Annotated in this window: 22 protein-coding genes; 17 read left to right on the forward strand and 5 right to left on the reverse strand. The window is 71.5% G+C overall.

What is annotated here, in order from left to right:
- Positions 1-301 precede the first annotated feature (301 nt).
- From galE to ISP_RS12810, 3 genes are all read right to left on the reverse strand, one after another.
- Entirely contained in the window at positions 302-1282 is a 981-nt protein-coding gene (gene galE, locus ISP_RS12800; protein ID WP_013224287.1) for a UDP-glucose 4-epimerase GalE, read from the reverse strand.
- Positions 1283-1381: 99 nt separating this feature from the next.
- Entirely contained in the window at positions 1382-2566 is a 1185-nt protein-coding gene (gene galK / locus ISP_RS12805; RefSeq protein WP_013224288.1) for a galactokinase, read from the reverse strand.
- Complete coding sequence (locus ISP_RS12810) at positions 2563-3279, reverse strand: metal-dependent transcriptional regulator (protein WP_013224289.1); 717 nt, start codon at positions 3277-3279, stop codon at positions 2563-2565. The genes galK and ISP_RS12810 overlap by 4 nt, the downstream gene beginning before the upstream one ends.
- Positions 3280-3392: 113 nt before the next feature.
- Between ISP_RS12810 and ISP_RS12815 the strand changes: the two genes are divergently transcribed.
- From ISP_RS12815 to ISP_RS12830, 4 genes are all read left to right on the forward strand, one after another.
- On the forward strand, positions 3393-4238 hold the full coding sequence (locus ISP_RS12815; protein WP_013224290.1) for a sulfurtransferase: 846 nt from the start codon (positions 3393-3395) through the stop codon (positions 4236-4238).
- 228 nt (positions 4239-4466) lie between these two features.
- A complete protein-coding gene (locus ISP_RS12820; RefSeq protein ID WP_013224291.1) occupies positions 4467-5636 on the forward strand; it encodes an acetoin utilization protein AcuC in 1170 nt (389 codons plus the stop codon).
- A gap of 2 nt (positions 5637-5638) precedes the next feature.
- Positions 5639-8320 carry a bifunctional acetate--CoA ligase family protein/GNAT family N-acetyltransferase gene (locus ISP_RS12825; RefSeq protein WP_013224292.1) on the forward strand — a complete coding sequence of 894 codons (2682 nt, stop codon included), beginning with the start codon at positions 5639-5641 and terminating at the stop codon, positions 8318-8320.
- Positions 8321-8402: 82 nt separating this feature from the next.
- Entirely contained in the window at positions 8403-9536 is a 1134-nt protein-coding gene (locus ISP_RS12830) for a serine hydrolase domain-containing protein (protein WP_013224293.1), read from the forward strand.
- On the opposite strand, the gene ISP_RS12835 is transcribed toward ISP_RS12830, so the two are convergent.
- Positions 9533-10555 carry an acyl-CoA dehydrogenase family protein gene (locus ISP_RS12835; RefSeq protein WP_013224294.1) on the reverse strand — a complete coding sequence of 341 codons (1023 nt, stop codon included), beginning with the start codon at positions 10553-10555 and terminating at the stop codon, positions 9533-9535. The two genes, ISP_RS12830 and ISP_RS12835, sit on opposite strands and share 4 nt — an antisense overlap.
- 8 nt (positions 10556-10563) lie before the next feature.
- A complete protein-coding gene (locus ISP_RS12840) occupies positions 10564-11727 on the reverse strand; it encodes an acyl-CoA dehydrogenase family protein (protein ID WP_013224295.1) in 1164 nt (387 codons plus the stop codon).
- Positions 11728-11830: 103 nt separating this feature from the next.
- Here ISP_RS12840 and ISP_RS12845 point away from each other — a divergent pair, with 103 nt between their 5' ends.
- From ISP_RS12845 to ISP_RS12905, 13 genes are all read left to right on the forward strand, one after another.
- Positions 11831-12022, forward strand: coding sequence for a ferredoxin (locus ISP_RS12845; RefSeq protein ID WP_013224296.1), 192 nt, complete (start codon positions 11831-11833; stop codon positions 12020-12022).
- Positions 12023-12105: 83 nt separating this feature from the next.
- Entirely contained in the window at positions 12106-12972 is an 867-nt protein-coding gene (locus ISP_RS12850; protein WP_013224297.1) for a 3-oxoacyl-ACP reductase, read from the forward strand.
- The gene (locus ISP_RS12855) at positions 12969-13727 is read left to right on the forward strand and encodes a glucose 1-dehydrogenase (RefSeq protein ID WP_013224298.1); all 759 of its coding nucleotides are present in this window, start codon (positions 12969-12971) and stop codon (positions 13725-13727) included. Before ISP_RS12850 ends, ISP_RS12855 begins: the two co-directional genes overlap by 4 nt.
- 100 nt (positions 13728-13827) lie before the next feature.
- The gene (locus ISP_RS12860; RefSeq protein ID WP_013224299.1) at positions 13828-14616 is read left to right on the forward strand and encodes an MlaE family ABC transporter permease; all 789 of its coding nucleotides are present in this window, start codon (positions 13828-13830) and stop codon (positions 14614-14616) included.
- Positions 14616-15464: an MlaE family ABC transporter permease gene (locus ISP_RS12865; protein WP_014466821.1), complete on the forward strand. Its 849-nt coding sequence runs from the start codon at positions 14616-14618 to the stop codon at positions 15462-15464. The genes ISP_RS12860 and ISP_RS12865 overlap by 1 nt, the downstream gene beginning before the upstream one ends.
- Positions 15461-16795: an MCE family protein gene (locus ISP_RS12870; RefSeq protein WP_013224301.1), complete on the forward strand. Its 1335-nt coding sequence runs from the start codon at positions 15461-15463 to the stop codon at positions 16793-16795. The genes ISP_RS12865 and ISP_RS12870 overlap by 4 nt, the downstream gene beginning before the upstream one ends.
- A complete protein-coding gene (locus ISP_RS12875; RefSeq protein WP_013224302.1) occupies positions 16792-17829 on the forward strand; it encodes an MCE family protein in 1038 nt (345 codons plus the stop codon). The genes ISP_RS12870 and ISP_RS12875 overlap by 4 nt, the downstream gene beginning before the upstream one ends.
- On the forward strand, positions 17826-18857 hold the full coding sequence (locus ISP_RS12880; protein WP_034284352.1) for an MCE family protein: 1032 nt from the start codon (positions 17826-17828) through the stop codon (positions 18855-18857). The genes ISP_RS12875 and ISP_RS12880 overlap by 4 nt, the downstream gene beginning before the upstream one ends.
- Positions 18854-20047 (forward strand): MCE family protein, encoded by a 1194-nt coding sequence (locus tag ISP_RS12885; RefSeq protein ID WP_013224304.1) that lies wholly within the window; start codon positions 18854-18856, stop codon positions 20045-20047. Before ISP_RS12880 ends, ISP_RS12885 begins: the two co-directional genes overlap by 4 nt.
- Complete coding sequence (locus tag ISP_RS12890; RefSeq protein WP_013224305.1) at positions 20044-21207, forward strand: MCE family protein; 1164 nt, start codon at positions 20044-20046, stop codon at positions 21205-21207. Before ISP_RS12885 ends, ISP_RS12890 begins: the two co-directional genes overlap by 4 nt.
- Positions 21204-22433 carry an MCE family protein gene (locus ISP_RS12895; protein WP_013224306.1) on the forward strand — a complete coding sequence of 410 codons (1230 nt, stop codon included), beginning with the start codon at positions 21204-21206 and terminating at the stop codon, positions 22431-22433. The genes ISP_RS12890 and ISP_RS12895 overlap by 4 nt, the downstream gene beginning before the upstream one ends.
- Entirely contained in the window at positions 22430-22918 is a 489-nt protein-coding gene (locus tag ISP_RS12900) for a hypothetical protein (RefSeq protein ID WP_013224307.1), read from the forward strand. The genes ISP_RS12895 and ISP_RS12900 overlap by 4 nt, the downstream gene beginning before the upstream one ends.
- Complete coding sequence (locus tag ISP_RS12905) at positions 22915-23397, forward strand: hypothetical protein (RefSeq protein WP_013224308.1); 483 nt, start codon at positions 22915-22917, stop codon at positions 23395-23397. The genes ISP_RS12900 and ISP_RS12905 overlap by 4 nt, the downstream gene beginning before the upstream one ends.
- Positions 23398-23406: the final 9 nt, after the last annotated feature.

Here is a 23406-nt window from a genome sequence, read left to right on the forward strand (position 1 = left end):
CGCACCAATTCGAGGTCGCGCAGGGCCCGGTCCGCCGTGCGCCGTCGGTTGGAGCAGGGTCGAGCTTCGCCGTGACCGGGTGGATTCCCAGGCGTCCTGGGTCGCTCCACTCCGGCACCAATCAGGTGTCGAGCACCTCGAAGCGCGGGATCGTGACCCGCTCGCATCAGACCGCCGCACTCGAGACCGGTACCCGCGCCGTGCTCACCTGCCCAACCCACCGGAAGCTGGCCATCCGACAGCCCGGCGGGCCCAGGCCCAAAGCCCCAGCCCGCCGCGCCGCCATCAGGTCAGCACAGGGTCAGCCTCGCCGCGACTGGGTGAACTCCCAGGCGTCCCGCACGATCCCGGCCAGCTCGGTCCGCTCCGGCTTCCAGCCCAGCTCCTCGCGGGCCCGGTCGCTGGCCGCCACCAGCACCGACGGGTCGCCCGCGCGGCGCGGGGCCACCGCCGCCGGCACCGGGTGGCCGGTGACCTCGCGGCAAGCCTCGATCACCTCGAGAACGGAGAAGCCGGTGCCGTTGCCCAAGTTGTAGATGCGGTGCTCCCCCGCGGTGGCGTGCTTGAGCGCCAGCAGGTGCGCGTCCGCGAGGTCCACGACGTGGATGTAGTCGCGCACCGCCGTGTGGTCCGGCGTCGGGTAGTCGTCGCCGAAGATCTGGATGCGCTCGCGGTCGCCCGTGGCGACCTGCAGGACGAGAGGGATGAGATGGGTTTCCGTGGTGTGGCGCTCGCCGAAGGCGCCGTACGCGCCCGCGACGTTGAAGTAGCGCAGGCTCACCGCCGCCAGGCCGTGCGCGACGGCGAAGCTGGTGATCGCCGCGTCGATGGCGAGCTTCGTCGCGCCGTAGGTGTTGGTCGGCCGGGTCGGCGCCGTCTCCGGGATCGGCGACTGCTCCGGTTCGCCGTAGGTCGCCGCCGTCGAAGAGAACACCAGGCGGGGCGTGCCGTGCTCCTGCATGGCCTCGAGCAGCCGCAGCGAGGTGACGACGTTGCCTTCCCAATACTTCGCCGGCTCCGTCATCGACTCGCCGACCAGCGACTTGGCCGCGAAGTGCAGCACGCCGTCGAAGCCTTCGCGCAGCAGGCTGCCCGCCACTTCGGCGGCGTCGCCTTCGATGAACCGCGCGTCCGGGTGGACGGCGTCGGCGTGCCCGGTGGACAGGTCGTCGACGACGGTGACCTGGTGCCCGGCTTCGACCAGCCGGGCGGCGCAGACACTTCCGACGTACCCGGCTCCGCCCGTCACGACCAGCTTCAGGGCGTTGCTCTGCTCCGACACATTCAGGCCTTCCTGCCGAGGGTGACTGTGCTCCACAGTCTTCCCTCTGGCCGACGCGCGGGTCCGCGCGGGGGTTGCCCCGGGCGGACCCGCGCGGCGTCAGAGCTCGTCGCGGCCGGCGCCGCGGGAGGGCACCGCCGTGAACATCCGCGGCCGCCGGTAGCCGGCCTTCTCGTACGCCGCCTCGACGGCCTCCTTGACCTGCTCCAGGTCCGCGTCGCGGACCAGCGCGATCGCCGAGCCGCCGAAGCCGCCGCCGGTCATCCGCGAGCCGAGCGCCCCGGCCGCCCGCGCCGAGTCGACCGCGAGGTCCAGCTCGGCCGTGGAGATCCGGTAGTCGTCGCGCATGCTGACGTGCGAGGCGTCCAGGTAGGGCCCGATGTCGGCCAGCCGGCCGGCGCGCAGCAGCTCGACCGTGTCGAGCACCCGCTGGTTCTCGGTGACGACGTGCCGCACCAGCGGCACCAGGTCGTCCGGCAGCCGGTCGAGCGCGTCCGAGAGACCTTCGTTGGTGACGTCGCGCAGCGCCTTCACCCCGAGCAGTTCGGCCGCCCGTTCGGTGCCGCGGCGGCGCTCGCCGTACCCGCCTTCGGCATGCGAGTGCTTAGTGCGGGTGTCCATGATCAGCACCTGCAGCCCGGCTTCGGCGAGGCCGAACGGCACCTGCTCCTGCTCGCCCGACCGCACGTCGAGGAACAGCACGTGGGACTCGGTGCAGCAGAGGGAGGCCGTCTGGTCGAGCAGGCCGGTGGGGGCGCCGACGAAGTCGTTCTCGGACCGCTGCACCCACCGCGCGACCTGGGGCCGCGTCGGGACGTCGGTGCGGCTGCCGTCCAGCTCCAGGCCGGCCAGCCCCAGCAGCGCCAGCGACACCGCGCACTCGAGCGCGTGGGAGGAGGACAGCCCGGCCCCCGACGGCACGTCCCCGGCGATGACCAGGTCGGCCCCGTTCGCGAAGCCCTGGTCGCGCAGCACCCAGGCGACGCCCGCCGGGTACGCGGCCCACCCGTCGACGGCGCCCGGCGCCAGGTCGGCGATCTTGAGCTCGCCGGAGCGCTGGAGCTGGCCGTCGTCGCCCAGGGTGGCCACGGACAGCACGCCGTCTTCGCGGGGCGACGCCGCCGCGGCCAGCCGGTGGGGCAGGGCGAACGGCAGCACGAAGCCGTCGTTGTAGTCGGTGTGCTCGCCGATCAGGTTGACGCGGCCGGGCGCCGACCAGACGCCGGCCGGCGCGGTGCCGTGGACCGTGCGGAACGCCGCGACGGCGTCCGTGGCGGGGCTCATCGGGCCTGCGCCAGGACGGCGTGCAGCGCGGAGCTGGCGACCTGGGCGGTGGTGTCCCCGCCGGTGACCTCGATGGTGCCGCCGGTGGCCTTGCCGACGGTGACCGTGCCGCCGGGCACGATGCCGACGGACTTGAGCTCGGTCATCAGCGACTCGTCCAGCTGGACGTGCTCGGCGATGCGCCGGATCTCGACGCGGCCGCCGCCGGTGCGGGCGAACTCGTCGAGCCGGACCAGGTCGGCCTCCGCGGGCGGCGCGGGGTCGCCGTCGCCCAGCTTGTCGAGGCCGGGGATGGGGTTGCCGTACGGGGAGGTGGTCGGGTGGTCGAGCAGCTTGACCAGCTTGCGCTCGACGGCCTCGCTCATCACGTGTTCCCACCGGCAGGCCTCGTTGTGCACGTGCTCCCACTCGAGCCCGATCACGTCGACGAGGAGGCGTTCGGCGAGACGGTGCTTGCGCATCACGGCGATGGCCAGTTCCCGGCCGTGGTCGGTCAGCTGGAGGTGCCGGTCGTCGGCGACCACGACCAGCCCGTCGCGCTCCATCCGGGCGACGGTCTGGCTCACGGTCGGGCCGCTCTGCTGCAGGCGCTCGGCGATGCGGGCGCGCAACGGAACGACACCTTCTTCTTCGAGCTCGTAGATGGTACGCAAGTACATCTCGGTGGTGTCGATGAGATCGTTCACGCTGTCCCCTTCGTCCGCGTTGCTCATCGTAGTCGTTGACCCCGGCAGCGGCGGCGGGCCTCGGGGGTAACAACTCGCCGGTGGGGGATATGTCCGCACCCCGGCGCGGCCGGGTGGGCGGCCGCTGGAAGATGGGAGGCATGCGTCCGCTGATCAGCACCACCGACCTCGCCGCCGCGCTGGCCGGCCCGGCCGGGGACCGCCCCGTGGTCCTCGACGTCCGCTGGCGGCTCGCCGGTCCGCCCGGCGCCGAGTCCTACCGCGAGGGTCACGTGCCCGGTGCGGTGTTCACCGACCTCGACAGCGTGCTCGCCGGCGAGCCGGGCGAGGGCGGCCGGCACCCCCTGCCCGACCCGGCCGACCTGCAGCGCGACCTGCGCGCGGCCGGAGTCCGGACGGGCACCCCGGTGGTGGCCTACGACGACGCGGACGGCTCGGTGGCGGCCCGCGCGTGGTGGCTCCTGCGCTGGGCGGGCCACACCGAGGTCGCGATCCTCGATGGCGGTTACGCAGCGTGGACGGCCGAGGGGCACCCGGTGAGCACGGACGAGGTGCGCCCGGAGCCGGGCGACATCACGGTCCGCCCGGGAGGAATGCCGGTCCTGGACGCGGACGAAGCGGCAGCCCTGGCTCGCGACGGCTTGCTCCTCGACGCGCGCGCAACCCCGCGTTACGCAGGGGAGACGGAGCCGGTCGACCCGCGGGCGGGCCACATCCCGGGAGCGGTGAACGCCCCGTTCGCCGCCCACATCGGCGCGGACGGCCGCTGGCGCCCACCGGCCGAGCTGGCGGAGCGGTTCGCGGGCCTGGGCCTGCGCCCGGGCGAGCCGGTCGGCGCGTACTGCGGCTCAGGGGTGACGGCGAGTTCGGTGGTCCTGGCACTGGAGCTGGCCGGTCACCTGGGCGCGGGCTTGTACGCGGGCTCGTGGTCCCACTGGTCCCGAGACCCGAACCGCCCGGCGGCAACGGGCCCCCTGCCTGGCTGAGCCACAGCGGGCCCGGCCGGAGCGGGTGACGGCTCAGGCCGAGCCGCGGTCGCCGACCCGGCTGAGCCACCCGCGCCCAGCCGAGTTCGGCAACGCTTGCCGAGCCGAGCCGGCGCGCTCGGCCGGCCGGGCCGAACCGCCCCCACCAGCCCACACCCGGGCCGGCCCATCCCTCCACCAGACCTTCCAGTCCACCTATCTCCGCGATCGGCACTAGAGTCGGGCGGTATGTCGCCGGCCGTTGTTTGGGACCGTGCCCTGCTGGGTTACGACCTGGGTGGGGATCACCCCTTCAATCCCGTCCGGCTGGAGCTCACCATCCGGCTGGCCACCGAACTCGGCGTGCTCCGGGACGTCGAACTGCTCGTCCCCACCGGCGCCGGGGACGAAGAACTCCTGCGCGTCCACGCCCCCGAATACCTCGCCGCCGTGCGGGAGGCTCCGCTCGTCGGGTGGGACGTCGGGCACGGGCTCGGGACCTCCGACAACCCCGTCTTCTCCGACATGCACGACGCCTCCGCCCTCGTCGTCGGCTCCACGCTGCTCGCCGCCCGGAAGGTCGCCGAAGGCGAAGCGCGCCGGGCCGTCAACATCGCCGGGGGGCTGCACCACGCCATGCGGGACCAGGCCGCCGGCTTCTGCGTCTACAACGACTGTGCCGTCGCCATCTCCTGGCTGCTCGACCACGGCTTCGACCGCATCGCCTACATCGACACCGACGTCCACCACGGCGACGGCGTCCAGGCCGCCTTCTACGACGACCCGCGCGTCCTCACGATCTCGATGCACCAGCACCCCTTCACGCTCTGGCCCGGCACCGGCTACTCCGCCGAGACCGGCCGGGGGAAGGCCGACGGCACCTCCGTCAACGTCCCGCTGCCGCCGCGTACCCGGGACCCCGGGTGGCTGCGGGCCTTCAACGCCGTCGTCCCCTCGCTGCTCGCCGACTTCGAACCGCAGCTGCTGTTCACCCAGTGCGGGGTCGACTCCCACGAAGAAGACCCCCTCGCCGACCTCTCGCTCAGCGTCGACGGGCACCGCACCATCTACGCCACCCTCCGCGACCTCGCGGAGACCTACGCCGGCGGCAAGTGGATCGCCGTCGGCGGGGGCGGCTACCAGCTGATCCGGGTCGTGCCGCGGTCGTGGACGCACCTGATCGCCACCGTCCTCGACCGGGACGTCGACCCGGCGACGCCGCTGCCGCCCGAGTGGGTCGCCACAGTCGGCAAGGCCGCTCCGCAGGCCGAGCTGCCGCGCACGATGACCGACGACCGCGACACCGGGTTCAAGCCGTGGGGCGACGGCGAGGACGACCCGGTCGACGTCGCCGTGCGGGACACGCGCCGCGCCGTCTTCCCGCTGCACGGCCTCGATCCGGACGACCCCAGGGACTGACCATGGCCGGACGAGACCCCTTCGACTACCCCCGCGACTGGGAGGCCGACGTCGTGCTGTCCGACGGCGGCACCGTCCACCTGCGCCCGATCGTGCCCACCGACGCCGACGGTCTCGTCGCCTTCCACGCCAAGCTCTCCGAGCGCACCCGCTACTTCCGCTACTTCGGCGCCTACCCGCGGATCCCGGAGAAGGACCTGAAGCGCTTCTCGACGGTCGACCACCACGACCGGGTGGCGTTCGCCGCCTTCCTGGGCGACGACATCGTGGCCGTCGGCCGGTACGAACGGCTCGACCACGGGCCGTCGGCGGAGGTCGCCTTCGTCGTCAGCGACGCCCACCAGGGCCGCGGCCTCGGCTCGATCCTCCTGGAGCACCTGGCCGCGGCCGCGTCGGAATGCGGGCTGCGCCGGTTCGTCGCGGAGGTGCTCGCCGAGAACGCCGCCATGGTGCGGGTCTTCCGCGACGCCGGCTACCAGGTCAGCCGCGAGATCGAGGAAGGCGTGCTGCACCTGGAGTTCGACATCGACCCCACCGAGGAGTCCCTCGCCGTCGCTCGCTCACGCGAGCAGGCGGCCGAGGCGCGCAGCGTGCACAACCTGCTGCACCCGTCCTCGGTCGCGGTGATCGGCGCGTCGGCCGAGCCGGGCAAGGTCGGCCACGTCGCCTTCGTGAACCTGCTGGCCGCCGCGTTCACCGGCACCGTCTACCCGGTCAATCAGGAGCACCGCTCGGTGCGCGGCGTCCGGGCGTACCCGTCGGTGCTGGACATCCCCGACCCGGTCGACCTGGCCGTCGTCGCGGTGCCCGCCGAGGCCGTCGAGTCCGTTTTGGACGCTTGCCTGGCCAAGGGCGTGAAGACGCTGCTGATCCTGTCCAGCGGGTTCGCCGAAGCCGGCCCGCGCGGCCTGCACGCCGAGCTGCGGCTGGTCGGCGAGGCGCGGGCGCACGGCATGCGCGTGGTCGGCCCGAACGCGCTCGGCGTGCTGAACACCGCGCCCGGGATCCGGCTGAACGCCACGCTCGCCCCGCGGCTGCCCGGCCGTGGGCGCACCGGCTTCTTCTGCCAGTCCGGTGCGCTCGGCACCGCGATCCTCGCCGACGCCGAAGCGCGCGGCCTCGGCCTGTCGACGTTCGTCTCGGCCGGCAACCGGGCCGACGTCTCGGGCAACGACCTGCTCCAGTACTGGGAAACCGACCCGGACACCGACCTGGTGCTGCTGTACCTGGAGTCCTTCGGCAACCCGCGCAAGTTCGCGCGGCTGGCCCGGCGGCTCGCCAGGACGAAGCCGATCGTCGCGGTCAAGTCGGGGCGGCACGCGGTCCGCCCGCAGCTGGCGGCGACGTCGACGGAGATCGACGAGGCCAGCGTCCAGACGCTGTTCGAGCAGGCCGGGGTCGTGCGCGTGGAGTCGCTGGCGCAGCTGTTCGACACCGCGCTCGTGTTCGCCCACCAGCCGCTGCCCGCCGGGCCGCGGGTCGGCATCGTCGGCAACTCCAGCGCGATCGGGCTGCTGGCCGCCGACACCGCGCGGATGCAGGGCCTGCGGCTGGCGTCGGACCCGGTGGACGTCGGCCCGCAGGCCGGGCCGGAGGAGTTCGCCAAGGCCGTCCGCGAGGCCCTCACCTCGCCGGAGACCGACGCGCTCGTCGTCGTGTTCGCGCCGCCGGTGGCGATCCCCGGCACGGCCTATGCGCGGGCCCTGCGGGAAACCGTCGTCGAACTGGGGCAGCACAAGCCGATCGTCTCGACGTTCCTCGCCGCCGAAGGCGTTCCGGACGAACTCGCGGTCCTGTCCGGCGACGGCGTGCCGACGCGCGGCTCGATCCCGTCGTACCCGAGCCCCGAACGCGCGGTGACCGCCCTCGCCCGGGTCATCCGGTACGCGGCGTGGCGGCAACGCCCGCAGGGCACGCTGGTGCGCCCCGCGGGGATCCATGCCGAACAGGCGCAGGGCATCGTGCGCGAGCTCCTGGAGGCCGACAGCGGCAAGACGACGCTGCTCTCGGACGCCGAAGTCGTGCGCCTGCTGGACTGCTACGGCATCGGCATCGTGCCCTTCCGCATCGTGTCCACTGTGGACGAAGCGGTCGCGGCGGCGGGCGAGCTGGGCTACCCGGTGACGCTCAAGGCGGTCGACGAACGGCTGCGCGGGCGGCCCGACCTGGCCGGCGTCCGGCTCGACCTGGCGTCCGAAGACTCGGTGCGCACGGCCTACGAGACGTTGCGCGAGGTCTCCCGCGACGACGAGGTGTACGTCCAGCGGATGGCGCCCAAGGGCCTGTCGTGCGTGATCGGGCTCCAGGACGACCCGTCGTTCGGCACGCTCGTGTCGTTCGGGCTGTCCGGGCTGGTCAGCACGCTGCTGGGCGACCGCGCCTACCGGGCCGTGCCGCTCACCGACGTCGACGCCGCGACGCTGCTGCGCGAGCCGCGGACGGCCCCGCTGCTCACCGGTTACCGCGGGGACGAGCCGGCCGACCTCGCCGCGTTGCAGGACATGGTGCTGCGCGTGGCCGCGCTGGCCGAGGACAACCCGGAGGTGCGGTCGCTGGTGCTGGACCCGATCCTGGCCTCGCCGGACGGCGCCTTCGCCGCCAACGCCCGCCTGGTGCTGGGGGCGCCGCCGTCGCGGCCCGACACCGGCCCGCGCCGGTTGCGCGCGATCAACCCGCAGGACTGAGCACCAGGATGACGCCACGGAACGCGACCCGCCCGCGTAAGGCGAACCGCGCGCCGGCCGACGGCGGAATAAGGTGCTGCGCATGGCCGCGCTGACCGAACTGCTGACCGCCCACCTCGGCGACCTGCCGGGCGCGGTGGCGCTCGTGGCCCGCGGCGAGCAGGTCGAGGCCGCGGCCGTCGGCTCGGCCGATGCCGAGGGCACCGTGCCGATGGCGCGCGACTCGCTGTTCCGGATCGCGTCGCTCACCAAGCCGATCGTGGCCGCGGCGACCCTGCTCCTCGTCGACGACGGCGAGCTGAGCCTGGACGACCCGATCTCCCGGTGGCTGCCGGAGCTGGCGTCGCCGGTGGTCGTCCGGACGCCGGCCGGCCCGGTCGACGACGTCGTGCCGGCCGCCCGCCCGATCACGGTGGCCGACCTGCTCACCTTCCGCTGCGGCTACGGCTTGCCCGCCGACATGACGCTGCCCGCGGTCGACCTGCTGCTGCAGGTGCTGGGCCACCCGGCGGCGTCCCCGCGGGCGTTCTCGCCGGACGAGTGGCTGGCGGCGCTGGCGCAGGTGCCGCTGCTGCACCAGCCCGGGGAGGCGTGGCTCTACGACACCGGCTCGGACATCCAGGGCGTGCTGATCGCGCGGGTCGCCGGCCGCCCGCTGCCGGAGTTCCTGGCGGAGCGGCTGTTCGAGCCGCTCGGCATGGCCGACACGGGGTTCACCGTGCCGATCGCCGCGCTCGGGCGGTTCACCAGCGCCTACCGCCGCGGCGAAGAGGGGCTGCGGCTGATCGACTCGCCGGAGGGCCGGTGGAGCGCGCCGCCGCCGTTCCCGTCCGGGGCCGCCGGGCTCGTCTCGACGGCCGACGACCTGCTGGCGTTCGCGCGATTCCTGCGCGACGAGGGCACCGCGGGCGGTCACCGCCTGCTGCGGCCGGAGTCGGTCCACCGGATGACCACCGACCACCTGACACCCGCCCAGCGGGCCGCGGGCCGGCCGTTCCTGCACGGCCAGGGCTGGGGCTTCGGCGGATCGGTGGACGTCGACGCGAAGCAGCCCTGGGAGGTCCCCGGCCGCTACGGCTGGGTCGGCGGCGCGGGCACGGCTCTGCACCTGGTCCCGGCGACGGGCACGGTCTCGGTGCTGCTGACCCAGGTCGAGCTGACCAGCCCCGAGCCCACCCCGCTGATGAAGGAGTTCTGGACCTACGCGGCGAGCTAGCTGCGGCCGGCGAGGAGGTCGCCCAGGGCCAAGAGCTGGTGGGTGGCCGGGCCGAGCTGGAACTCCAGGCGCTTCGCCGCCGTGAAGTAGCGGTGCACCACGTGGTCCACGTCGATGCCGACGCCGCCGTGGACGTGCACCGCCGTGTGGGCCACCCGGTGGCCCGCTTCCGCAGCCCAGAACTTCGCCGTCGCCACGGCTTCCGCTGCCGGGACGTCCGAGGTCAGCTGCCACGCCGCCTGCAGTGTCGTCAGGCGGACCGCTTCGACGTCCAGGTAGGCGTCCGCCAGGCGCTGGCGGACCGCCTGGAACCCGCCGATCACGTGGTCGAACTGCTTCCGCTCGGCCGCGTACGCCGCGGTCAGCTCCAGCGCCCGCTCGACGACGCCGAGTTGCTGGGCGCATACCCCGGCCGTCCCGCGCAGGCGCAGCCACTCGCCGATGTCGCCCAGCGACACTCCCGGCACTTCGGACAGAGAAAGCAGGCCCGCGTCGGCGTGGTCGACTGTCTGCTGCGGCTGCACCGAGACCCCGGCCGCGGCCGCGTCGACCAGGAAGACCTCGTCCGAAGCGGCGACCAGGAACCCGTGCGCGAACGCCGCGAACGGCACCGCCGTCTGCGCACCCGACACCCGGCCGTCCGACGCCGTGAACCCGGACAGCGCCACGGCCAGGACGCGCTCGCCGCGCAGCACCGGCAGCACCCAGCGGTCCACCAGCTCGGGCGAGCCGAACTCCGCCAGCGCGGCGGCCGCCATCGTGATCGACGGCAGGTAGGGGACCGCCGCCACCGCGCGGCCGATCTCGGTCAGCACCGCGCACTGCTCGAGCAGCCCGAACCCGCCGCCGCCGAGCGACGACGGCAGGGCCGCGTCCAGCACTCCCGCCTGGCCGAGCGCCGTCCACGCCGCCGTGTCGAAGCCGCCGGTGCCGTGCGGGTCGTGGGTGGCCTTGTCGGCCAGCAACCGCCGGGTCAGCGCCGCGAGGTCGCCCGACGCCTCGGAAAGGGTGAAGTCCATGAGTGCTCCTAGCGCGTGACGGGCAGGCCGAGGGCGGTGGCGGCGATCATGTCCCGCTGGATCTCGTTGGTGCCGCCGCCGAAGGTGAGGATCAGCGCCGATCGGTGCAGCCGCTCGATCCGCCCGGCCAGCAGCGCCCCCGGCGAGCCTTCGCGGACGACGGCGGCCGCGCCGAGCACCTCCATCAGCAGCCGGTAGGCCTCGATCGCGAACTCCGTGCCGAACACCTTCGTCGCCGACGCCTCGGCCGGGCCGAGCTCACTGGCCGCGGCCGCCCAGGCGATCCGCCAGTTCCGCAGCTTCAGGTACTCCGCGCCCGCGTGCACCCGCGCGAGGTGCAGCCGCACCCATTCGTGGTCGATGGCGCCGGTCTCCTTCGCCCACGCCGTGACGTCGGCCAGGGCCTTGCGGATCGGCGCCGACGACGTCAGCGCGACGCGCTCGTGGTTGAGCTGGTTGGTGATCAGCGGCCAGCCCGCGTTCTCCTCGGCGACGCGCGAAGACACCGGCACGCGCACGCCGTCGTAGTAGGTCGCGCTCGTCCCGGCACCCGCGACCGTGTGCACCTTGGTCCAGGAGAAGCCGTCCGCGGACGTCGGCACGATGAGGATCGACAGGCCGCGGTGCTTCTTCGCGTCCGGGTCGGTCCGGACCGCCAGCCAGACGTAGTCGGCGTACTCGATCAGGCTGGTCCACATCTTCTGGCCGGTGACGATGTACTCGTCGCCGTCGCGCTCGGCGCGCGTCCGCAGCGACGCCAGGTCGGTGCCGGCCTCCGGCTCGGAGTAGCCGATCGAGAAGTGCAGCTCGCCCGCGGCGATCTTCGGCAGGTAGAACGCCTTCTGTTCTTCGGTGCCGTAGCGCATGATGGTCGGGCCGACGGTGTTCACTGTGAGGAACGGGACCGGCACCCCGGCGACGGCCGCTTCGTCGGTGAAGACGAGCTGGTCGAGCATCGACCGGGCCTGCCCGCCGTACTCCTTCGGCCAGCCCAGCGCGAGCCAGCCGTCCTTGCCCAGCTGCCGCACGATCTCCTTGTACGCCAGGCCATCGCCGTACTCGCCGCCGCCCGAGCGGAGGCCCGCACGCCGTTCGGGCGTCATCAGCTCGGCGAAGTACTCCCGGAGCTCCGCGGCCAGCCCGCGTTGTTCCGGCGTGTAGTCGATCCGCACCCGTCACCTCCACCCGGTCCGGCTCGTTGTGGTGCCGTACCGGCTCCCGGCGTTACAGTAGAACCTGTTCTAGTTGTACCAGGGCTCGAGCGGCGGAGGAAGCATGGAGATCGGCGTCGACCGGCAACTGTGCGAGGCGAACGCGGTGTGCGTGGGGCTCGCCCCGGACGTCTTCGACCTCGACGACGAGGAAGAACTGGTGATCCAGCCGGGCCCGGTGCTGCCCGACCAGGTAGAACGCGTTTCGGTGGCAGTCAAGACGTGCCCCAAGAACGCGCTGTTCATCGCCAGTTAGCGCCGTTTACTCAAGGGCTTGCCTCGAACGAGAACAGATTCTACTGTAGGCGCGACATCCAGGACTCGACGAGGAGGTCCGCGGTGAGCTTGACCGGCAGGACGGCGATCGTCACGGGCGCCGCCGCGGGGCTGGGCCGGGCCGAGGCGCTCGCCTTGGCCGGGCGGGGCGCCACGGTGGTCGTCAACGACATCGGCGAGCCGAAGGACGTCGTCGCCGAGATCGAAGCGGCCGGCGGCAAGGCCGTCGCGGTCGCCGGCGACGTCGGCGACCGGGCCACGGCCGACGCGCTCACCGAGGCCGCGCTCGACCTCGGCGGCCTCGACATCGTGGTCAACAACGCGGGCGTGCTACGCGACAAGATGCTGTTCTCGATGTCCGACGACGACTGGGACACCGTGCTGCGCGTGCACCTGCGCGGCCACTTCCTGTTGTCGCGCAACGCCGCCAAGCACTGGCGCGACAAGTCCAAAGCGGACGGCGCGCCGGTGTACGGGCGGCTGGTCAACACCGCGTCCGAGGCGTTCCTCATCGGCTCGCCCGGCCAGCCCAACTACGCCGCGGCGAAGGCGGGCATCACGGCGCTCACCATGTCGGCCGCCCGGAGCCTGGCCAAGTACGGCGTCCGCGCCAACGCGATCTGCCCTCGCGCGCGGACGGCGATGACCGAGGGCGTGTTCGGTGCTCCTCCCGAGAACACCACAGCGGGTGCCGACCCGCTTTCGGTCGAGCACGTCGCCCCGTTCGTCGCCTACCTCGCCTCCCCGGCGGCCGAGCACGTCAACGGCCAGGTGTTCGTCGTGCACGGCGGCACGGTCGCGCTGGTCGAAGCGCCGAGGATCGAGCAGCGCTGGAAGCTCGACGAGCTCGAGGCGTCGCTCAGTGCCTATTTCGCCGACCGCGACCCCGGCCGGATGTTCGCCGCCACCGAAATCCTGGGAGAGTCATGAGGCTGGACGGGAAGATCGCCCTGATCACCGGCGCCGCGCGCGGGCAGGGCGAGGCCGCCGCCCGCGCGTTCGTCGCCGAAGGCGCGCGGGTGGTGATCGCCGACATCCTCGACGAAGAGGGCAAGCAGCTGGCCGCCGACCTCGGCGACCGGGCCGTCTACCAGCACCTCGACGTCGGCGACGAGGACGGCTGGACCGCCGCGGTCGAGCGCGCGACCACGGAGTTCGGCGCGCCGAACGTGCTGGTCAACAACGCCGGCATCCTGCACTTTTCGGAGCTGGCGCAGACGACGCTGGCCGATTACGAACGCGTGATCCGGGTGAACCAGATCGGGGCGTTTCTCGGGATGCGCTCGGTCGTTGAACCGATGACCGCCGCCGGCGGTGGCTCCATCGTCAACGTGTCCTCTGTGGAGGGTCTGGCCGGGATGCCCTACCTCGTCGCCTACACCGCGAGCAAGTTCGCGATCCGCGGGATGACCAAGGTCGCGGCGATGGAGCTCGGCAAGAAGCACATCCGCGTCAACTCGGTGCACCCCGGCGCGATCGACACCAAGATGGTCGAGACCGCGGCGGGCGGCCAGAAAGTCGATATGTCGTTCGTCGGGAAGAAGGTCGCCCTGAAGCGGGTCGGGCAGCCCGAAGACATCGCCAAGCTGGTGTTGTTCCTGGCCAGCGACGAGAGCGCGTACTGCACGGGTGCGGAATTCGTGGCCGACGGCGGGGCGACGGCGACGCACGCCCTCAACTTCTGAAGGAGAACTGCCGAAGGGGAAAGTAAACACCGCTAACCAAAAGCGGGAACCGGGTGTGGAGAAGACTCGGAGGTCAACGGCGACTTACTGGGAGGTTGTGGTGAGCGGAGGCACTGGCACGCTCCCGGGAACCGCGGCGCTGACCCAGGTCGGCCGCCTGGCGACGCTCTCCTGGGAAGTCCTGCGCGCGATCTTCAAACGCCCCTTCCAGGCCCGCGAGTGGATCCAGCAGTGCTGGTTCTTCGCCAGCGTCACCATCCTCCCGACGGCCCTGGTGGCCATCCCGTTCGGCGCGGTGATCGCGCTGCAGCTCGGCTCGCTCACCGCGCAGATCGGCGCCCAGTCGTTCACCGGCGCGGCCAGCGCCCTGGCCATCGTGCAGCAGGCCAGCCCGCTGATCACCGCGCTGCTCGTCGCGGGCGCCGGCGGCAGCGCGGTCTGCGCGGACATCGGCGCGCGCAAGATCCGCGAAGAGATCGACGCCATGGAGGTCCTCGGCGTCAACCCGATCCAGCGGCTCATCGTGCCGCGGGTGCTCGCCGCGATGGTCGTTTCGGTGCTGCTGAACGGCTTGGTCAGCGTGGTCGGCGTGCTCGGCGGCTACTTCTTCAACGTCGTCCTGCAGGGCGGCACGCCCGGCGCGTACCTGGCGAGCTTCAACGCCCTCGCGCAGGTGCCGGACCTCTGGGTCAGCGAGATCAAGGCGCTGCTGTACGGCTTCGTCGCCGGGGTCGTCGCCGCCTTCCGCGGGCTGAACCCGGCGGGCGGGCCGAAGGGCGTCGGCGATGCCGTCAACCAGGCCGTCGTCATCACGTTCCTGCTGCTGTTCCTCATCAACGTCGTGCTCACCGCGATCTACCTGCGGATCGTCCCGCCGAAGGCGATGTGATGACGGCGGAACCCCTCGATGCCGACCGGACGCTCGAATACATCGCGCGCCCCGGCCAGAGCCTGGAAGGCCTGGGCAAGCAGCTCGCGTTCGCCGCGAAAGCGCTCGCCTGGTCGCCGCGCACGATCCGCCGGTACAGCCGGGAGACGCTGCGGCTGCTCACCGAGGTCTGCTTCGGCACCGGCGGCCTCGCCGTCATCGGCGGCACGCTCGGCGTGATGATCGGGATGACGCTGTTCACCGGGCTCATCGTCGGCCTGCAGGGCTACTCGGCCCTCAACCAGCTCGGCACGGCCGCGCTCACCGGGTTCATCTCCGCCTACTTCAACACGCGCGAAGTCGCGCCGCTCTCGGCGGGACTCGCCCTCAGCGCGACCGTCGGCTGCGGCTTCACCGCCCAGCTCGGCGCGATGCGGATTTCCGAGGAGATCGACGCGCTGGAAGTCATGGGCGTGCCGAGCATGCCGTACCTGGTGACGACCCGGGTGCTCGCCGGGGTCGCCGCGGTGATCCCGCTGTACGCGGTCGGCCTGCTCTCGAGCTACCTCGCGTCCCGGCAGATCACCATCTGGCTCTACGGCCAGTCCGCGGGCACCTACGACCACTACTTCACGCTCTTCTTGCCACCCGGCGACGTCCTCTGGTCGTTCGGGAAGGTGATCGTGTTCAGCGTGCTGGTGATCCTGTCCCATTGTTATTACGGCTTCAACGCCAGTGGCGGCCCGGCCGGTGTCGGGGTCGCGGTCGGCCGCGCGGTGCGGACGTCGATCGTGCTGATCTCGGTGCTGGACTTCTTCCTCAGCCTGGCGATCTGGGGCGCGAACACCACGGTGAGGATCTCGGGATGAGGCGCGAGCTCTGGCAGCGGCTCCGGTACCAGGTGCTGGGGCTCGTCTTCCTGCTCGTCGCCGCGTTGTTCATCACGCTCACGCTCGCCGTGTACCACAAGGCGTTCACGCCGGTGACGCTCGTGAAGCTGGAGACCGACCGGGTCGGCAGCCAGCTGCGCACCGGCGGCGACGTCAAGGTCCGCGGCATGCTCGTCGGCGAAGTCCGGTCGGTGCTGGCGAAGGGCGACCACGCCGAGCTGGAGCTGGCTCTCGACCCGGACAAGACACCCGTCATCCCGAAGAACGTCTCCGCGCGGCTGCTGCCGAAGACGCTCTTCGGCGAGCGGTACGTCGCCCTGCAGCTGCCCGGGAAGCCGGAAGCCCCGATCCAGGCCGGAGACGTCATCCCGCAGGACCGCAGCAGCGCCGCGATCGAGCTGCAGAAGGTCCTCGACGACGTGATGCCGCTGCTGCAGGCGGTCCAGCCGGAGAAGCTGTCGAGCACGCTCACCGCGGTGGCGACCGCGCTCGACGGCCGCGGCAAGCAGCTCGGCGAGACCCTGGCCGGGCTGTCGGACTACCTCGGCAAGCTCAACCCGTCGCTGCCCGACGTCAAAGCCGACATCACCGGCCTCGCGAACGTCGCGAACACCTACGACAAGGCGGCGCCGGACCTGCTGCAGGCGCTGTCCGATCTGACCACCACGAGCCGGACGATCGTCGACCAGCGCGCGCAGCTGAGCGACCTCTACGCCACGGTCACGGCGGCTTCGGTGGACCTCACGAGCTTCCTGCAGGTCAACAAGGACAACCTGATCCGGCTCACTTCGGCGATCCAGCCGACCCTGGACGTCCTCGCCAAGTACGCGCCCGAGTACCCGTGCCTGATGCGGCAGCTCGCCGAGTCGGTGCCCCGGGCCGAGCTGGCGTTCGGCAAGGGCACCGCGCACCCCGAGGTCAGCCGGGTCACCATCGAGTTCGCCGCCAGCCGCGGCAAGTACCTTCCCGGTGTCGACGAACCGAAGTACGAGGACAAGCGCGGCCCGCGCTGCTACCCGACCGTGCCGAAGCCCGGGGTCTGGCCGCAGTACCCGCCCGACGGCGCGATCAAGGACGGCTCCAGCAAACCGGCGCCGCCGAAGAACCCGCCCGAGAAGCTGCCCGCCCCGATCACCGCGGGCGGCGGCGCGGTCGGCGGGGACGGCACGATCGTCGGGTCGGCCTACGAGAACGACCTGATCGACCTGCTCGCCTCGCCCGCGCTCGGCACCTCTCCGGGTGCCGTGCCGGGCTGGGCCGGCCTGCTCGTCGGGCCGCTCTACCGCGGGACGGAGGTGGAGCTGAAGTGAGGAGTTTCGTCCCGTCGCTGATCAAGCTCGCGGTCTTCGCCGTCGTCACGGTGCTGTTCACCGGCATCCTGGCAGCCACCATCGCGAACACCGACTTCGGCGAGACTTCGGGCTACCTGGCGAAGTTCACCGACGCGTCCGGCCTCAAGGAAGGCGACGACGTCCGCATCGCCGGGGTCAAGGTCGGGCAGGTCGACACGATCGAGGTGGTCGAGGGGGAGCGGAACCTCGCCGAGGTCCGGTTCGACGTCGAACACGCCTACCGGCTGCCGGAAACGGTGACCGCGACGATCAAGTACCGCAACCTGGTCGGGCAGCGCTACCTCGCGCTCGGCACCGACGTCCCCGGGGACAAGGCACTGCCCGAAGGCGGCACGATCCCGCCGGAGCGGACGAAACCCGCGTTGAACCTCACCGTGCTCTTCAACGGCTTCAAGCCGCTGTTCAAGGCGCTGAGCCCGAAGGACGTCAACCAGCTGTCGGCCGAGATCATCAGCGTCTTCCAGGGCGAAGGTGGCACGATCACCAGCCTGCTGCGGCACACGGCGTCGCTGACGAGCGCGATCGCGAGCAAGGACCAGGTGATCGGCCAGGTCATCGCCAACCTCAACACCGTGCTCGGCACGGTCAACGCCCGCGGCCCGCAGCTGGGCGACCTCATCGAGCAGACCCAGAAGCTGGTCAGCGGGCTGGCCGAGCAGCGCAAGCCGATCGGCGACGCGGTCAGCGCGCTCGGCGACCTCGCCGTGTCGACCACCGGACTGCTGGCCGACGCACGCCCGGCCCTCAAGGACGACGTCGCCCAGCTCGGCGTGCTCTCGCAGAACCTCGGCGACTCCGGCGAGCTGCTCAACCACCTGCTCGAGGTGCTGCCGGGCAACCTGCAGAAGTTCACCCGGACCCTGAGCTACGGCAGCTGGTTCAACTACTACCTGTGCGGGATCACCGGCACCATCGGCATTTCCTCGCTCGACATCACCCTGCCGATCATCCCGATCCCGGGTACCCAGCGCGCGGAGAGGTGCGGTCCGTGAAGCCGCTGAAGGAACGCAACCAGGCCGCGGTCGGCGCGGTCGCGCTCGTGCTGATCGTGCTCGTCACGGCCACCACGTACTTCTCCGACCAGCTGCCGTTCTTCGGCAACGGCACGACGTACTCGGCCTACTTCGGTGAGTCCGCCGGGCTGGCCGCGGACAACGAGGTCGAGGTCGCCGGCGTCAAGGTCGGCACGGTGTCGTCGGTCAAGCTGGCGGGCAAGCAGGTCCTGGTCAAGTTCCGCGTCAAGGACATCAGGGTCGGTGACGCCACGACGGCGTCGATCGAGATCAAGACGTTGCTGGGGGAGAAGTACCTCGCGCTCGACCCGAAGGGCGGCGGCGCGCAGGAGCCGAACCAGACGATCCCGCAGGCCCGCACGCGCACGCCGTTCCAGCTGCAGGACGCCTTCGAGCAGCTGTCGACGACGGTCGGCGACATCGACACGAAACAGCTCGCGGACAGCTTCAACGCGCTTTCCGACAGCCTGAAGGACAGCCCGCAGTACCTGAAGGACACGCTCACCGGGCTGTCGTCGCTGGCCCGCACGGTCTCCTCCCGCGACGCCGACCTGCACACGCTCCTGGCGAACACCAGCCAGGTCTCGAAGACGCTGTCCGACCGCAACGCCCAGCTGCAGCGCGTGATCAGCGACGGCAACCTGCTGCTCACCGAGCTGCAGAACCGCAAGCAGGCCATCAACGCCCTGCTCACCGGCACGCAGCAGCTTTCGCAGCAGCTGACCGGGCTCGTCCAGGACAACCGCGAGCAGCTCAAGCCGACGCTGGAGAAGCTCGGGAAGGTGACCGACATCCTGCAGCGCAACCAGGGCAACCTCGACAAGAGCCTGCAGCTGATGGCGCCGTTCGCCCGCGTCGGCGCGAACGCCACCGGCAACGGCCGGTGGTTCGAGGGCTACCTGTGCGGGCTGCTGCCGCCGACGATCACCGTGGGCGGGCTGCACATCAACCCCGAAGGCTGCACCCCGCCGATCGCGGCGCCGAACCAGGGGGTGGGCCGCCGATGACCATCCACACGTCCCGCGGCCGCAGCCTGGTGACCTGGCTGGCGTTCGCCTGCGTCCTCGCGCTGATCGTCACCGCCGGGCTGTACCTGGTGTTCCGGTCGTCGAACGGCACGAAGCTTTCGGCGTACTTCGGCAAGACCGTCGGGCTGTACGCCGGTTCGTCGGTGCGGGTGCTCGGCGTGCCGGTCGGCGAGGTCACCGACGTCACGCCGCAGGGGGACGCGGTCCGCGTGGACATGCGGGTCGACGACGTGCCGCTGCCGGCCGGCGTCGGCGCCGTCGTCGTCGCGCCGAGCCTGGTCAGCGACCGGTACGTCCAGCTGACCCCGGCCTACGACAGCGGACCGGTCCTCGCTTCGGGCACGGTTCTGGCGAAGGACCGGACGGCGACCCCGGTCGAGCTGGACGACCTGTACTCGAGCCTCGACAAGCTGTCGACGGCGCTGGGCCCGAACGGTGCCAACAAGGACGGCGCGCTCTCCGGCGTCCTGGACACTGCTGCGAACACGCTGAAGGGCAACGGTGCTTCGCTGAATTCGACGGTCGGGCAGCTGGCCGACCTGGCGAAGACCCTCGACGGTTCGAAGGACGACCTGTTCTCGACCGTGCAGAACCTGAACTCCTTCACCGGCGCCCTGGCCCAGAGCGACCGGCAGCTCAACGAGTTCTACGGCCGCGTCGCCGACGTCAGCCGGTTCCTCGCAGCGGACTCTTCCGAAGTGGGCGCCGCGCTGCAGTCGCTCGGCGGCGCACTCGGCGACGTCCAGCAGTTCGTCAACGACAACAAGACGGCCCTGGAATCCAATGTGGACAAGCTGGCCTCGCTGTCGAAGGTCCTGGTCGACCAGCGCGCCGCGCTCGCCGAGGTGCTCGACATCGCCCCGACCGGCGCGACGAACTTCATCAACTCCTACGACGCGGCGTCGGGCACCATCGCCGTCCGCGACAACCTGAACGAGCTGACCAACCCGCCGATCCTCACCGTGTGCCGGCTGATCAGCGCGGTCACCCCGAAGGAAGTCCCCGATGCACTCGGGAACATCTGCAAGCAGCTCGCGCCGATCCTGGACGGCGCGCTCAAGCTGCCGACCATCCCGCAGGTGCTCAATTCCCTGCAGAACGGCACACTTCCGCCGTTGCCGCTCCCGCTGGTCGACGTGATGGAACAGCTTTCCGGCGGTGCGAAGTGAAGGGGCGCAGCCGGATCGCCGGCGCGCTGGCCGGGGTGCTCGTGCTGGCCGGCTGCAGCGACGGCGGGTTCAACGGCCTCTACGGCACGCCGCTGCCGGGCGGCGCCGACGTCGGCGACCACCCGTACCACGTCACCGCACTGTTCACCGACGTGCTCGACCTGGTGCCGCAGTCCAGCGTCAAGGTCAACGACGTCGCGGTCGGCCGGGTCGACAAGATCACCCTGACCCCGGACACGCGCTCGGCGCTGGTGGCGATGACCGTCAACGGCGACATCGCGCTGCCCGTCAACGCCCGTGCCGAACTCAAGCAGTCGAGCCTGCTGGGGGAGAAGTTCGTCGAGCTGAGTGTGCCCACGGCCGAGCCGGCCACCGGGAAACTGGCCGATGGAGGGCAGATCCCGCTCGGGCGGACCAACCGCAATCCCGAGGTCGAGGAGGTGCTCGGCGCGCTTTCGCTGCTGCTCAACGGCGGCGGCGTCGAGCAGATCCAGAAGATCAGCCACGAGCTCAACGACGCCCTGTCGGGCAACGAGCCGGAGATCCGCGCGCTGCTGTCCCGAGTGGACGAACTGGCGACCCAGCTCGACGGGCACAAGACCGAGATCCTCCGCGCGATCGACGGCCTGGCGAAGCTGTCCCACACCTTGACGGGCCAGACGCAGAACCTGACGAACGCGCTCGACAACCTCGCGCCCGGTCTGAAGGTCGTCACGGACCAGCGCGACCAGCTGGTGGGCATGCTGAACGCGTTGAACACGCTGTCCGGCGTCGCGGTGGACACCGTGACGAAGAGCCGCGACCAGCTCGTCGCGAACCTCAAGGCCCTGCAGCCGACGCTGGCCAAACTCGGCGAGGCCGGCCAGAACCTGCCGAACGCGTTGCAGATCCTGCTCACCTACCCGTTCCCGGACTACGCGGGCAACGTGATCAAGGGCGACTACGCGAACGTCGAGGCGAACGTGAACCTCGACCTCGACACGCTGATCTCGAACTTCACGAACTCGTCGCAGCCGCCGATCGCGCTGCCGTCCGGGACCGGCGGTCAGCCGACGCCGGTCGCGCCACCCCTGCCGCTGCCCGACCTGGGTTCGGTCCCGCCGGCGGCCGGTCCCGGCCTGCTGGGCGGGCTGCTCGGCCTGATCGGGGGCGGCCGGTGACCCGCAAGATCCGGATCCAGCTGTTCGCGTTCGTCGTCATCGCGGTGGTTTCGGTCGTCTACGCGGGCGGCCGGTACGCCGGGCTGGACCGGCTCTTCGGCAACCGTGGTTACGTCGTCACCGCGCAGCTGACCGACTCCGGCGGCATCTTCGTCAACTCCGAGGTCGCCTACCGCGGGGTCACGGTCGGCCGGGTGACGTCGATGACGCTCACCGAGCACGGCGTCGACGTCGCCCTCGACATCGACGCGAGTGCCCCGGACATCCCGGCCGACGCGCACGCGCAGGTGGCGAACCGGTCGGCGGTGGGGGAGCAGTTCGTGGACCTGCTGCCGCAGCACAACGGCGGCCCGTTTCTCAAGGACGGCTCGGTGATCACGCCGGACAAGACGTCCTTGCCGCCGTCGCCGGACACCGTGCTCACCCACCTCGACGACCTCGTCGCCAGCGTGCACCCGGATTCGCTGCGGACGGTCGTCGACGAGACGTACAACGCGTTCGCGGGCGCGGGGCCGGAACTGCAGCAGCTGCTGGACAGCACGGGATCGCTGACGGCGGTGGCCGCGCAGTACGTGCCGCAGACGCAGGGGCTGCTGGCGAACTCGCGGATCGTGCTCGGCACCCAGGAGCGGCAGGCGGCGAACATCACCGACTTCGCTTCGGGGCTTCGCACGATCGCGGGTCAGCTCAAGAAGTCCGATCCGGACCTGCGCCGGGTGATCGCGCAAGCCCCGCAGCTGAGCCGGCAGATCAGCGACGTGCTGGCCGCGTCCGGTACCGATCTGGGCGTGCTGTTCGCCAACTTGCTGACCACCGCGCAGATCACGACGTCCCGGAAGGACTCGATCGAGGAGCTGTTGGTCGCGTACCCGATCATCTCGGCGTTCTCGCCGTCGACGTCCCCGGACGGCACGGGGCACTTGGGCGTGGTGTTCAACTTCTTCGACCCGGCTTCGTGCACGAAGGGGTATGAGGGAACGAAACAGCGTCCGGCGAACGACGAGACCGAAGCGCCGGTCAACATGAACGCCTACTGCGCCGAGCCGCCGGGCAGTCCCACCGGGGTGCGCGGGGCGCAGAACGCGCCCTACGCGGGGAAACCGCCGGCGATTCCGGCGGCACCGCAGCAGCAGGCTGCACCGGCTCCGCAGCAGCTGCCCGGGATGCTGAGCCTGCTGACCGGGCCGTCGGCGGGCGGGCTGGGCCGGTTGCTGGGCGCGCCGTGAAGCTGCGTTTCCTGGTCGTTGTGACGGTCTTGTCGGTGTTGGCGGCGGCTTTCTCGGGCTGGTCCTGGTGGCGCGCGGCGGCCGACGATTCCTTCGCCCGCGGCCGCGAGCGTGACGCGGTGCTGGCCGCGGCGGGCCCCCAGCTGGTCACGTTGAACACGATCGACCACCGCACGGCGGCGGCGGACGTGGACCGCTGGATCGCGGCGACGACGGGCCAGTACGGAACGGACCTCGCGGGCGACCGGCAGCTCCAGATCGACCGCGCCACGAAGGCCCGCACCGTGTCGTCGGCGTCCCTGGTCCAAGCGGCGGTGACGGAGATCGACGTTCCCCGTGGGACAGCGCGGCTCCTGGCGGTGCTGGACGTCCGGGTGTCGACGGGCGGTGGCGCTGCTTCGCCGCGCTTGAACCGGCTGACCGTGGACGTGTCCCGCGCCCCGGACGGCTGGAAGGTCGCGGGCGTCCAGGCGGCGGGCTCATGACCAGGATCCTCGTGGCCATCGTGGTCCTGGCGCTGGGCTGCACGGCCTGGTTCGGCATCGAAGCGGCCTCGCTGACCCCGGGGGACAATCAGGCCTTGGTGGACCTCTCGGCCACTTCTGACGTTTCGTCCCAGGTCAGTGACGCGGTGAAGGCGGTGTTTTCGTACGACTACGCCAACCTGCCTCGCACCGAGCGGGCGGCTTCGGAGGTCCTGACGGGCGACGCGGTCCGGCAGTACCAGGCCCAGTTCGCTTCGGCCCGGACCCGCGCGACGGCGGAGAAGCTGACCCGCACGACCACGGTCCGGGCGATCGGGGTCCGGTCGTTGCGGGGCGACTCCGCGGACCTGCTCCTGTTCCTGGACCAGCAGACGGTGGCCCAGGGCGGGGGAGTGCCGACGTCCTCGGTGGCCCAGCTGGCGGTGACGGCGAAGCGGGTGGACGGCCATTGGAAGCTGGCCACCCTGACAGCGCTCTGATCCGCTGAC

The sequence above is a fragment of the Amycolatopsis mediterranei genome, from assembly GCF_026017845.1.
Lineage (GTDB): Bacteria > Actinomycetota > Actinomycetes > Mycobacteriales > Pseudonocardiaceae > Amycolatopsis > Amycolatopsis mediterranei.

What these genes read in the sequence shown, in the direction of transcription:
- ISP_RS12845 (WP_013224296.1), top strand. Translation starts at nt 11,831, where the DNA reads ATGGAGATCGGCGTCGACCGGCAACTGTGCGAGGCGAACGCGGTGTGC.
- ISP_RS12820 (WP_013224291.1), top strand. Translation starts at nt 4,467, where the DNA reads ATGTCGCCGGCCGTTGTTTGGGACCGTGCCCTGCTGGGTTACGACCTG.
- ISP_RS12810 (WP_013224289.1), bottom strand. Translation starts at nt 3,279, where the DNA reads ATGAGCAACGCGGACGAAGGGGACAGCGTGAACGATCTCATCGACACC.
- ISP_RS12855 (WP_013224298.1), top strand. Translation starts at nt 12,969, where the DNA reads ATGAGGCTGGACGGGAAGATCGCCCTGATCACCGGCGCCGCGCGCGGG.
- ISP_RS12905 (WP_013224308.1), top strand. Translation starts at nt 22,915, where the DNA reads ATGACCAGGATCCTCGTGGCCATCGTGGTCCTGGCGCTGGGCTGCACG.
- ISP_RS12865 (WP_014466821.1), top strand. Translation starts at nt 14,616, where the DNA reads ATGACGGCGGAACCCCTCGATGCCGACCGGACGCTCGAATACATCGCG.
- ISP_RS12870 (WP_013224301.1), top strand. Translation starts at nt 15,461, where the DNA reads ATGAGGCGCGAGCTCTGGCAGCGGCTCCGGTACCAGGTGCTGGGGCTC.
- galK (WP_013224288.1), bottom strand. Translation starts at nt 2,566, where the DNA reads ATGAGCCCCGCCACGGACGCCGTCGCGGCGTTCCGCACGGTCCACGGC.
- ISP_RS12825 (WP_013224292.1), top strand. Translation starts at nt 5,639, where the DNA reads ATGGCCGGACGAGACCCCTTCGACTACCCCCGCGACTGGGAGGCCGAC.
- ISP_RS12815 (WP_013224290.1), top strand. Translation starts at nt 3,393, where the DNA reads ATGCGTCCGCTGATCAGCACCACCGACCTCGCCGCCGCGCTGGCCGGC.
- ISP_RS12835 (WP_013224294.1), bottom strand. Translation starts at nt 10,555, where the DNA reads ATGGACTTCACCCTTTCCGAGGCGTCGGGCGACCTCGCGGCGCTGACC.
- ISP_RS12830 (WP_013224293.1), top strand. Translation starts at nt 8,403, where the DNA reads ATGGCCGCGCTGACCGAACTGCTGACCGCCCACCTCGGCGACCTGCCG.
- ISP_RS12885 (WP_013224304.1), top strand. Translation starts at nt 18,854, where the DNA reads ATGACCATCCACACGTCCCGCGGCCGCAGCCTGGTGACCTGGCTGGCG.